The sequence below is a fragment of the Rhodococcus sp. NPDC057014 genome (assembly GCF_042673295.1).
Taxonomy (GTDB): domain Bacteria; phylum Actinomycetota; class Actinomycetes; order Mycobacteriales; family Mycobacteriaceae; genus Rhodococcus_F.
The window spans coordinates 27,001-38,438 of sequence record NZ_JBHUSF010000049.1 but is presented as its reverse complement, the minus strand read 5'-3'; the positions used below and the strand labels follow the sequence as shown (position 1 = coordinate 38,438).

Sequence of the window (11,438 nt, the reverse complement as noted above, 5' to 3'; positions counted from 1 at the left end):
CTACGACAAGTACGCCACCACCTATCTCGGTGGCGTACTCCTCGCCGCCTTCGTCATCCATCACCGCGTCCGCAAATAGCAGACACGCTCTAGTCTCCGAGTGCGTGACACTAACTGCAGATCCTCTGGTTGACCAGGGTCGAAAGTCCCTCTCGCTGAGGAAATATCGGCAGTGTGAATCGCATCACTCCGGGGTATCTCGAGTGTAACGAGACGGGCCACTGGTGCGATCATTAGCTGGCAGCAAAACTCCGGGGGGGGGGGCGGACTTCCTCTACCGCCACACAGGTCGCGAGACAGTGACGCTCGTCGACTCATCGGTCCTAGTTGGAAGGCTTAGATGGTGACGTCGTTCGGTGTCTCGCTCGACTCGGCAACCCCTGCTGGGGGCACCACGCCCGCAACGGGTCTCGACGGCCGACCCAGTGGCAGGCGTGCCTGGCAGGCCGCTTACATCCGGCGGTTGTGGGTCTCGGACACGCTGATCGTGATTGCGGCGGTCGCACTGGCGCAGTGGGTGCGCTTCGGCGACAACGGCGTCCTGCACACGTCTGCATTTCCTCAAACCCTCAGTTATACGTTGGTATCTGCCCTACTGGTCGCGTCGTGGCTCGTCACACTTGTTATTTTCCGGACCCGCACGGTTCGCGTGATCGGGAGCGGGCCGGATGAGTATCGGCGAATCTTCGTCTCCACGGTCAGGCTGTTCGGCCTGATCGCCATCGCCGCCCTTTTGTTCCGTCTAGACCTCGCGCGTCTGTACCTCGCGATTGCCTTCCCTGTAGGGCTGGCCGGTCTCATGCTCAGTCGGTGGGTGTGGCGTCGCGTGATCGCCCGTAAGCGTTCTCGTGGCGAGTTCCAGACCTCGGTGCTCGTGGTAGGTGGTGAACGCTCGGTGCGGAGTTTGGCCGAATCGTTCGAGCGGGGCACGGCCGACGGCTATCGGGTGGTTGGCATGTGCATCCCAGGGCACACTGGCGCACGCAACGACAAAATCGTTGTGGGGGAGCGCGATATCCCCGTGTTTGGCGACGAGCGTGACGTCGTTCGCGCGTTGGGTTTCTGCCACGCAGACACCGTCGCCGTGACAGCCACAGAGCACCTCGGGCACGAGGGAATGCGTTCGCTTGCGTGGGACCTCGAGCCACATCATGTGGATCTCGTGGTTTCTCCCGGAATGATGGATGTGTCAGGTCCGCGCCTGTCGATGCGGCCGGTCGCCGGCTTTCCGCTCATTCATGTGGAAAAGCCTCGCTACCACGGCGCTCAGAAGTTCTCGAAACTCTCCTTCGATTTCGTGTTCGCGACGTTTGCGCTCATCATCATCAGTCCGGTAATGATCGCGGCTGCGCTTGCAATCAAGCTGACGAGCGCAGGTCCGGTCTTCTACAAGTCGGAGCGTATGGGGCTGGACGGCAAGCCGTTCCCGATGCTCAAGTTCCGCAGCATGGTCGTGGACGCGGACAAGCAAGTGGCCTCACTCATGGAAGCGAACGAGGGCGCCGGCGTACTGTTCAAGATGCGCGAGGATCCGCGAGTGACGAAGGTGGGGAAGTTCCTCCGCAAGTACAGCCTCGACGAATTGCCCCAGTTCATCAATGTGCTCCGTCGTGAGATGAGCGTCGTGGGACCTCGACCCCCGCTTCGCCGTGAGGTAGAAGCCTATGACGGGGCCGTCAGGCGCCGACTGTTGGTCAAGCCGGGGATTACCGGGCTGTGGCAAGTCAGTGGCCGTTCGGACCTGTCTTGGGAAGAGACTGTGCGGCTCGATCTCTCGTATGTGGAGAACTGGTCGATGATGGGCGACGTGCTTATTGTCGGAAAGACAGTCAAGGCGGTGATGGCCGGTGATGGGGCATATTGATAATTTCGAATATCTTCCAGGAAGATTGCCTGCACCTCGGCTAGGTAACAAACTGCTCGCGGAGAGCCTAGTAGCTGTCTCAGGAGACATCGGAGTGAACGCGTGAAGATACTGCACGTAACCAGCGTCTACGAGGGAGGGGTTAGCCGCGCGATCGAAACGATCGTAAGGATCCTCCCGGAGTGCACCCACTTACTACTGGCCGACGGTGCCGACCTGAACAATGAAAAAGTCTCATATGAATCCCTCGACAAACTTCCAAACGGTTTGCGACACAGAATCCGCTCGACGCGGCGGATGATCGAGTCACATCGGCCCGACATCATACATGCGCACTCAAGTTGGGCGGGATTCTATGCGCGCATAGTTCCATTCGGAATTCCCGTGGTTTATCAACCGCATTGCTTTGTCATGGAAGATCCGACCAGGAGCAGTAGCCTGAGAGCGCTCTACCACGCCGCCGAGCATTTTCTGAGCCTCCGGTCGGATACCACGGTGACGCTTTCTAACCGCGAAATGGAGCTAGCGCGTCGCTTGCTCGGGCATAGGCTATCCGACAAGAAGCGAATCGTGCTCGTCCCAAACGCCCCAAGCAGGATCGTCCAGCAAGGATTGGCGGGGCCAGCGGAAAGAGACAAGCCCGAAGATTCGATCAATGTAATCATGGTCGGCCGAGTGTGCTCGCAAAAGGATCCGGAATTTTACACTCGCGTAATCGATGAAATTAGCAGAATTAGTAACGTTCCTGTTGTCTTCCGTTGGATTGGCGATGGAGACAAGTACCTAAGAGCCAAGCTTGCAGATCACGGAGTAGAGGTTACGGGTTGGCTGGATGGCGCTGAGCTTAATCGGCAACTAACAGAGGCAGACTTGTACCTGCATACGGCCCGGTATGAAGGGTTCCCATTGAGTGTGCTGGATGCAGCCAACTACGACATTCCAATCGTTGCTAGGTCGATTCCGTGCTTTGATGGAACCGGTCTCGTTACGGCTGAATCGCCCGAGGATATGGCGCGAATCGCGATCGAAATATTGGCTGACAGCGTTCTTCGCAAGAAGGCAATTCAGTGCGGACGAGGTCTGTTGGAGACGATGAATGAAGATACTCAACGAGAGGCGCTACGGGCGCTCTATCTTGAGGATGCCGAGGTCCTCCGGTGATTAGCGTCGATATGCCGAGCAGAATACTCGACAGGCATGTAGGTGGGAACACAACCTATGCACGTAAGCTCGAACAGGGTCTGACCGAGCGCGGCGTGACTGTCGGCCGTATCAAGTCTCCGGGCGGCAAGTTAGGGACAATCGCGAGTGAAACGTGCGCTGGGCTCCTCACTCCTCGCCCGGGAAGAATCTTGCACTACGTCGCCGATACCGGACCTCTGGTGCCGACGCGCGGACCCTCGGTGGTCACAGTTCACGGTGTGGCAAGCCGCTGGATCAGCACGGCTCGCAGTCGCCGCCAAGAGGCAGTCTGGCGGACACGGGTGGCGCGAGCGATCGCGAGTACGTCGCGTGTCATCACGGTCTCGGAGTCAAGCGCGCGGGATGTCTCTGATGTTTTCAATGTCCCGCTCGATCGCATCACCGTTATTCCGCATGGTATTTCTCATTCCGAGTACCACAGTCGCGTGCCATTGCCGGAAGGGCTGTCCGAATTAATACCCGAACGATTCGCGTTGTACGTAGGCAACCTCGAACCGAGAAAGAACTTAATCGAGCTAATTCGTGCATTTGAGTCTGCATCCCTGAGGGATATCAAGCTCGTTATTGCCGGCAAACCCGCGTGGAACTTCTCGACGATAATGGAAGAAATAGACCGGTCTTCGAACGTAGTTCATCTTGGTTTCATCTCAGACGCAGAGCGCGTGTTTCTTATGCAGCGCTGCGAAATATTTGTATTTCCAAGCCTTTACGAAGGATTTGGCTTTCCAGTACTTGAGGCGCTTGCGGCCGGCGCTCCTGTAATTTGTTCAAACAATGGGTCCTTGAAGGACGTCGCTGGCCCGGCGTGGCGTCTCCGCAACCTCGACTCGCGTACCATCGCCGACGAGGTCCAAAATGCGCTGCACGATGGCCGCTGGATGCACGAAATAAAGTCGGAAGGACCAGATTGGGCGGAACAGTTCGATTGGAACATTAGTGTGGAGGCCCATATGCGTTTGTACGAGGATTTGGTGTAATGGAATTCTTAATACTACACGCGTATAGCGCACAAAACGCTGGCGATGGGCTACTCGTTGAAGAAGCAATCGAGGTAATCAAAGACCGCTTCGGGCACGATGCTTCAATAACCCTGATGGCTTCGCACCCGCGAACGTTCGACCGATTTGGTGTTTCGGTTGTGAATTCATTGCCACGATCTTGGTCCGAATCAAAAACATACGCTCGAATTTTGCGAAGAATCGACAGCTTTGATCTTGTAGTCGGAGTGGGCGGGGGCTACCTAAGGGCGGGACACCCCATGGAGGCATTGCGATCTGCAATAGTCCATGGCCCGCAGCTGTGGGCCGCGTCGAGGAGAACTGGGCCGGTCGTCTATCTACCGCAAAGTATAGGCCCGGCAGCGTTTGGCCTCAGAGCACCGCTGTCTAGGCTGCTTCGTGGGATTGACGTTGTATACGTGAGGGATGATCGCTCTGTCAATGAGTTCGGCGACGTTGCATTACGCCGTCGCCCCGACATGGCGCTGATCGCAAAAGACGCCGTCGATACTGTTAGTGATATCCCAACTGGCAGGCCAATTCTCAGTGTGCGCGCGATTCGGGGGACTGTCCCGCAACGAGTCCAAACCCTGGCGTCCATAGTTAAGGAATTCGACGGATACATCCAGAGTACGACTGGCGGAAATAACGATGTATCCGCCATGGAATCTCTCAGCCCAGTCGTGACGGTACCTCGTCACGAGTTGATTTCCGCTCGCGCAGAAGGACGCCGGGTGGTGGTCGCCGTTCGGCTGCACGCGGCACTAATGGCATTGAATGCCGGGCATTTTGTGATCCATCTAGCCTACGAGCGAAAAGGCTTTGGCGCATTTCAAGATCTTGGTTTGGACGACTTCGTCCATAATGTCAACAGCTTCGACCCCAAGCATGTGCACCATCAGATTCGTGAATTTTATGAATCCGCTCACCGTCGAGAGAGTTATGCAGAGGCGGTGGGGGTTGCTCGAAGGCGACTTGCACAGAGCAGAGACGTCCTAGAGTCCGACCTGGCCGCACTTATGGGCACAGCAACCTGGGAAGGACGCGGAAGGAAATGACGTCGCACACCCGCAGCCAGGAAGCAAATCTTACGAACGTCGAATTGGCCGCGGAGAAATTAGTAGACAAAGAGTCAATGCCTCGGTCCGTTGTTTTTAATTTTCCTTGGTGGATACATCCGCTATGGCCGGCTCTGCTCTTCGTGTCGCTGATTGTGGCGTCGGGATTTATGGTCGATTCCGACTCTTACTCATTATGGAAGGTGCCGAGGTATGTTAGTTCGGATCTAACGCTCACTGCGGCGATCAGCGGCTTAGCCTTTGCCATAGGCTTGGCTGTAACTACGAGTACCTCTTCACGCAATAAATCTCTGCGGTGTGTCCTTTCGCCGACGATCATTGCGCGATGCGGGCGAATCGCGACTATAACGTTCGCCCTCACACTTGTAGGCTACTTCTTTTGGATAGCATTCGCGATCGGGCGCGGCGCCAGCGTGGAGGACTTCGCTGCGATCATTCGATTGGAAGAAGGCTCAGTAGGACGGCTGAAGCGCCTTAGCCCACCGGTGGCGGGGCTTACAACAATCACTCAGCTAGGGCCCGTCTGCATCGCGATGAGAGTCTTTCTGCGTCGGGTGGGGCTGCGAGAAAAGAACTACCAGATATACACCGTAATCGCCTTTGCTCTCTTTCGGTCATTTTTTTACGGTGAGCGTTTGGCAATCATCGAAGTTATTATTCCAGTCGTAGTAGTGTTTTCAGTAGTTTCAGCCGAGGAAAAGTCACGTACACGCTCTCGGCTTGTAAACTTTCTGGCGCCTCTGCTCGCGGTTCCAGTCCTATGGTCTGTATTTGCGATATTTGAGTATTCCCGCAGCTGGCTTTACTATCGGAATGTTGTAGATTCTTCTTTCTTTGAGTACATATCAACACGTCTACTTGGTTACTACGTGACTACTATCAACAATAGTAGTCTTTATCATTCGATCTTGAGTGGCCGCGCGCATGATCCGTTCTTTACATTTCCGGTATTGTGGGAGGCGCCAGGGCTGCCCAGTGTGCTCGGCGGCGGGATGGTCGACGGCATCGGCGCACGCATTTGGTGGTCTAACACTTTGGTCAACTACGCGAACCCAGAGTTCAATAACGAAGGAACCTTTCTCATCTCTGACGCCGATCTCGGAACGATGGGATCGGTAGTATATTGGCTTATCATTGGTGTTTTTATCGGATTTCTATATTCAAGTCTGCGCCGTGGAAATATTGCCGGCCTAATTGCCTACTCTGTCTCCTTTATTGGATTGTTGGAGATAGTTCGGATCACATACTGGGTGCAGGGTAGATATTTTCCCATGGTGATTGCAATGCTGTTCATTGTGTACGCGCTCAATAGGCCCAATGACTTGCGTCCAACTAACCGGACCATCATCCGGTGAACGCCCTTCTTGAGAGAATTCCACGGGTGAGGCGGATTCCGTCGACTATATCGCTCGGAATTTTGGATCAAGCTGTACTTAGTTTGAGCAGTGTGGTTTTTCTGGTCATCGCCGCGAACGTGTATTCTCCTGGCGAGCTCGGCGTCTTCACTGCCGCGACACTCTTGTATCAAATGTCTACTGTTGTATTGCGAGCGTTTTCGGGTGAGGTTCTGCTCGTATTGGATAGAGGCTCAGAGCTTGAGGCAAAGGCGGATGCTAGGTGGTGCGTCCAATTCTCGGCCACCGTCTCGCTGATGTTCGTGCCAGTTGGCGTATTTCTTCTTTTTGTCGGCGGCGGTATCTCGACCGGCGTCGGCGCATGTCTGTGCATTTTGCCTGGCATTGCAGTGCAGGACACCTTACGGCACGTGCTTATTCGCGATGGGCGAATTTCGGAGGCGTTTCGTCTCGATTTGATGGTCGTGGGCACTCAGGTTGCCCTGTTGGTGCTGGTCGTCGCAGCAGGTCTTCCACCCTGGGCGGCGATCCTGGCGTTGGGCGTGTCGCCGACCGTGTTTGGGGTAGTCCGGGCGTGGCGACTAGGAGGTCGACCCTCGCTGCATGGCTCAAAAATGTGGCGGAAACAGTCGAAGAGATTTGGCAATACTTTTGGCTTCGAATCAATATGGGGGGCCTTCGTTCAGTGGGCGACGTTGCTCGCCACGATCCACTGGGGTTCATTAGCTGATTCTGCTGCATTTCGCAGCGTAATTGTTTTATTTGGCGTAACGAATGTAGTTACGAATTTCTTACGTTCAACGTTTCTCTCGCATGTGGTTCGGCAGGGCGCGCTTTCAGGCCGGCTTGTCGTGGAAAACAGCATTTTCATGTTTGTGCTCATTGGAGTGACTGTTGGCTCATCGCTATTCGTTCTGTCGGTTATCCCCGATAGGTGGGGGTCCGCCCTGCTGGGTGATACCTGGCCGGTTGCTAGCGGCTACCTCGTCGTAGGTGCCGTCGCTCGTTTTGCGGCTGCGTCAGAGTCCGTGCCGGGAGTGTTGCTTCGTGCCCTAAAAGTGACGTGGTCGGCCGCGCGGGTGAGGTCTGCTGTCGGAATTGCAACAATTGTGGTTGCACCCGTCTCGGTTGCAGTCGGCGGCGTCATCGGTGGATTCATTGGACTGACTTGCATGTCTTTGGTTCTGGTGGTCTTGCTGTTCTGCTTGGTGGGTGTTTCTCTACGGGACAAGAAGGGGCGGCATCGGCGGTAGAGTGTGGGTGAGCGAACACAGGTGCAGAACGACCCGTGGTCTCATTCAAGAGTTCGCAGCCTATATTTCTCTCGTTGGGCTTCTCGTCTCGCCCATGTCGGGTCCGGAACGGCTAACGCGGATCGTGAGTATGGTCGCAGGACCATCAGCTTCGCTTTCCGTGGTCCGGGAATACAATTGCGTGGACCCGGAAGATGTCCGGGACCGCCTAGAGATGTCTTCTTGTTTAGATGTGTGTAAGGCAGAGTCGGCTTCGGAGTCACCGTAGAGGCTGGGAGTATGCGATTTCTAACTGGATGGGTGCTCGGGATGGTGGGCACGCTCGCCCTCGTTCTGACAAGTGTCGGTGTATTGGGCTACGTCGTTTATGGCCGGTCGTCGGTGGACCCATTGCAGCCTGTTGATGCAATTATTGTATTGGGTGGCCAGTTCGACGGACGACAAGAGTACGGCATCGAGCTCGCACGCAGTGGGATCTCGAAGAATGTGGTCATCTCTGACTGGTTGGTCGGTAAGAGCAGCAAGATGCGGGATATCTGCGAAACTGGTGATCCTGGTATAACCGTGACTTGTCTCCCGCCTCGCCCGAGTACTACCCGAGGGGAGGCGCTATTTACCCAAGAACTGGCGACCAGGAATGGTTGGAGAAGCGTCCTGGTGATCAGCTGGCGTTACCACCTGCCACGCGCTCGGTATATCTTCTCTCAGTGCTTTGACGGTCAGATAGTCATGAGGCCGGTACCGCGCGACTACAACTTCAGCCTGGCGGAGTGGGAATATACATACTTGTACCAGACTGTCGGCTTCGTCAAAGCTGTTGTCCAGGGTAGGTGCTAACGCGACTAACCCGGAAGCTTCTCGATCCCCTTGCTGCCGATATCGGCCAAGATGTAGCCGAGCATCGCCATGGACACGCCAACCAGAAAAATCGACAACGCAATCAGGGGTATGGAGTGCCGAGATCGAGGACGACGTTGGGTTAGTGCCTGTCCGGCAACCGCGGTAAAGGGTGCCAAGGAACCGAGCACTCCGACACCAAGAAACGCATAGCCTTCCCCGTTCCGGCCCGACGCGACCATAATGCCGAGGAATAGGCATGCAAACATCGTCAGCGCCAACACAAGTCGGCTTGCCCCCATGCGGGGGCCTATTGCCTTCACGGCCAAGTAGTACACCAGTGCACCCACCGCTCCACCGGCTGCGACCCACCACCCATAGTTGACCGATGTCGACACGTTCATTGTTCATGCCTTCCCGCAGGACGGCTGCGCCTCGACAGCACGAACCAGCACGCCCTGCCGGCCCACGCCGCACCGACAGCGAAAACCGGCGTCAACGCAAGATATAGCAATCCCATCCGAGGGGAGGTCAGTGTGACACCCTGTACTGCAAAGAAACTGAAGGTGGTGAAGCCCGATAGCACCCCGTACACGAGGAACGCACGCAAAATGGTCCTCGAATCCTGATCCCCGGTCGGGATAGCGCCGATGGATAGACCGAACAGGAAGCACCCCGCCACATTGATGGCGAATGTGGTGAGGGGAAAATGCATTGCGTCGTCGGGCCACCACCGCCAGATCTGATATCGGGATGCAGCTCCCGCCGCGCCACCGGTCGCCACAGCCAGCGCCGTGACAGCGGTGCGCGAGGTTTGAGACACGATCCGGATCAGGCGCCGCAGTTCGGCACGTTCACCGTGATGGTCGGATCATCCACTAGCGGTTGCACGGGAACTCGCGCATCGCCGGGGGTGGCAGGCTCGGTCAGCTGGTATTTGATCTCAGTCGTCTGGCCCTGCCGCACAGGGACCAGGACGTCGAATAGTGGGTGGCCCATTTCCTTACCCGTCTGGAACACCGCTGGCTTGCCGTCCACCGTCACGTTCCGTAGCTGTGCGCCCTGTGTCGCCAGCAGTGATACAGCCGACACATTGGTGCCCTTAGGGACGCCGAGGGTGTTGATGAACGTTCCCGCGACGTAGTCGGGGAAGTCACCGGGCGGTGTGTTGTTCGTCAACTTCACCGTGACTGTCGAGCGCCGGGTGTCGCCGTTGCAACTCTCAGCCGTGTAGTCGATCTGACGCGTCGTGTGATAGTCGAGCTTGCCGCCGGCCTGATTGTTGATGACGACCCCGGCGAATGGTGCCGCATCGTCGGGAACGGTGTGACCGAGAAGGGTCCCGGCGAGAACTTGCTGTTCGTCAGGGTGCGAGCTCCACACTGCGATACGGCGCTCGCCCGCTGCGCGGCCCAGCGCGTCCAGTAACTTCTGCGGCGACTGGATCTGGCCGGTCATCTTGTCGATCACCCGGGCGGCCACCGTCTGAAGATATTGCTTGCGGGCGTTGTTGTCGTTCGCAAACCGGATGTAGGCGGTCGACTCGGTCAGTTCCACCACGTTGTCGGCGTTGACCACCTCTCCGTCCGGCATGGTGACCGGGCCGATGGCGCCGAGTACATAGCTGAGGGCGATCGGGTCGGTGGCAATTACTCCGTCGACCTGCTCGCCGGAGTCCTGCGCCCACAGTGACTTCCAAATCTGCGCCGCATAAGGAAAGTGTGAACTCAAGTTACTGTTACGGAAGTCGGTGGTGGGTCGGCTCGGTCCGTACTGTGCAGCGAACTCGGGTCCGAGATCGATGGGCTGCTTGTTGAATGCGAGTTCAGTGTTGCGACCTAGCGTGTCTACGCGTGCGACACCGTCATTCGCGCGAATGATGCCGTAGCCGCCTAGCAAGCCGCCCGTTCCGCGAGCCTCGGCGTTGGTCTGGAAGGCCATGAAGTAGTTGCGGGGGCCGTCTGCGCCCAACATCGTGGGTGCCAGCTTCGCAGCAATTGCGGTATTCCCCAACAGCTTCGACAGCTCCGAAAGCTGGTCTTGCAGCTGGGTACGCGCATCGGAAACCGACGCCAGGTATGTGGGCGCGTCGATAGCCTGTGCCTGATCATTCCAATGCCAGGCGGCGACGGCGGTCTGATCCAGTACGGGTGCTGCGTCCTGGAGGGGCTGCAAATTCACCTTGCCACCGGAGGCGATGAGTTGGTTTGGCGCCAGTGAGGTTCCGGCTGCCACCGCCGGTGTGAGCACGTCCGACGTCAGGCCGCGCACCACTTCGGAGATCTGCTGCGACGTCTTGAGCGGGCTGCCCAGCCACGGAATGGCGGAAGCAACGCTCCATGGGGTGTTGTGGGTGTAGTCGTACGCCTGGTTCGCGTATTTGTCGGCGTCGGCGGATGACCGCTCCGCGTCTTCTGTATTACCGTCCAGTAACGCGTCTTTCGCGAGCTGCGCGTGGTTGCGTGCCTCGTACAGGTTTGCGCGTGCCTCCCTGGCGGAGTAGCCGAGCCACAGACCCAGTGCCACCACCACCAGCAAGGCCGCAAAACCCCCCGTGATCAGGGCACGCTTGCGCTTGTAAGACTTGCTGCGGACATTGGTGCGCTTGCGGATGCGACGAACCGAGGGCTCGCCCGCGGAAGCGCCAGAGGTATCTGGTTTCTCGGCATCACCGCGGGAATGATCGTTCACGGATCGTGGCTCCTGTCATCGTGGTTGCGTGGAGGGCTTGTGACGTGCGTCGCAGTTTGACCCCCGCGTGGTAAGCAACGCGCGTGCTCATTATTGTCTGAGTAGCGAATTTCGCGAACCGGGAGTCTCCAGGTTCAGGCCCATCTGGACAGAGGCGG

General features: G+C 57.2%; 10 protein-coding genes. 7 read left to right on the top strand and 3 right to left on the bottom strand.

The annotated features are described in order from the left end of the window. The first annotated feature begins 340 nt into the window (after positions 1-340). The 7 genes from ACFTZB_RS13070 to ACFTZB_RS13040 all read left to right on the top strand — a co-directional run bounded on the left by ACFTZB_RS13070 (position 341) and on the right by ACFTZB_RS13040 (position 8,589). Complete coding sequence (locus tag ACFTZB_RS13070; protein WP_378432072.1) at positions 341-1,864, top strand: sugar transferase; 1,524 nt, start codon at positions 341-343, stop codon at positions 1,862-1,864. A gap of 102 nt (positions 1,865-1,966) precedes the next feature. Beyond that, the gene (locus tag ACFTZB_RS13065; protein ID WP_378432071.1) at positions 1,967-3,025 is read left to right on the top strand and encodes a glycosyltransferase; all 1,059 of its coding nucleotides are present in this window, start codon (positions 1,967-1,969) and stop codon (positions 3,023-3,025) included. A gap of 191 nt (positions 3,026-3,216) precedes the next feature. Beyond that, on the top strand, positions 3,217-4,044 hold the full coding sequence (locus ACFTZB_RS13060) for a glycosyltransferase family 4 protein (RefSeq protein WP_378432075.1): 828 nt from the start codon (positions 3,217-3,219) through the stop codon (positions 4,042-4,044). After that, complete coding sequence (locus ACFTZB_RS13055) at positions 4,044-5,123, top strand: polysaccharide pyruvyl transferase family protein (protein ID WP_378432070.1); 1,080 nt, start codon at positions 4,044-4,046, stop codon at positions 5,121-5,123. Before ACFTZB_RS13060 ends, ACFTZB_RS13055 begins: the two co-directional genes overlap by 1 nt. Further along, on the top strand, positions 5,120-6,499 hold the full coding sequence (locus tag ACFTZB_RS13050) for an oligosaccharide repeat unit polymerase (RefSeq protein WP_378432069.1): 1,380 nt from the start codon (positions 5,120-5,122) through the stop codon (positions 6,497-6,499). The genes ACFTZB_RS13055 and ACFTZB_RS13050 overlap by 4 nt, the downstream gene beginning before the upstream one ends. Then, complete coding sequence (locus ACFTZB_RS13045; protein ID WP_378432076.1) at positions 6,496-7,752, top strand: hypothetical protein; 1,257 nt, start codon at positions 6,496-6,498, stop codon at positions 7,750-7,752. The genes ACFTZB_RS13050 and ACFTZB_RS13045 overlap by 4 nt, the downstream gene beginning before the upstream one ends. A gap of 279 nt (positions 7,753-8,031) precedes the next feature. Next, positions 8,032-8,589 carry a YdcF family protein gene (locus ACFTZB_RS13040; protein ID WP_378432067.1) on the top strand — a complete coding sequence of 186 codons (558 nt, stop codon included), beginning with the start codon at positions 8,032-8,034 and terminating at the stop codon, positions 8,587-8,589. Between the two features lie 5 nt (positions 8,590-8,594). On the opposite strand, the gene ACFTZB_RS13035 is transcribed toward ACFTZB_RS13040, so the two are convergent. From ACFTZB_RS13035 to ACFTZB_RS13025, 3 genes are read right to left on the bottom strand one after another with little or no spacing between them, the layout of a single operon-like run. Beyond that, positions 8,595-8,993, bottom strand: coding sequence for a hypothetical protein (locus ACFTZB_RS13035; protein WP_378432065.1), 399 nt, complete (start codon positions 8,991-8,993; stop codon positions 8,595-8,597). Beyond that, positions 8,990-9,412 (bottom strand): fluoride efflux transporter FluC, encoded by a 423-nt coding sequence (locus ACFTZB_RS13030; protein WP_378432063.1) that lies wholly within the window; start codon positions 9,410-9,412, stop codon positions 8,990-8,992. The genes ACFTZB_RS13035 and ACFTZB_RS13030 overlap by 4 nt, the downstream gene beginning before the upstream one ends. Before the next feature lie 8 nt (positions 9,413-9,420). Next, a complete protein-coding gene (locus tag ACFTZB_RS13025) occupies positions 9,421-11,280 on the bottom strand; it encodes a DUF4012 domain-containing protein (protein ID WP_378432061.1) in 1,860 nt (619 codons plus the stop codon). Positions 11,281-11,438 lie beyond the last annotated feature (158 nt).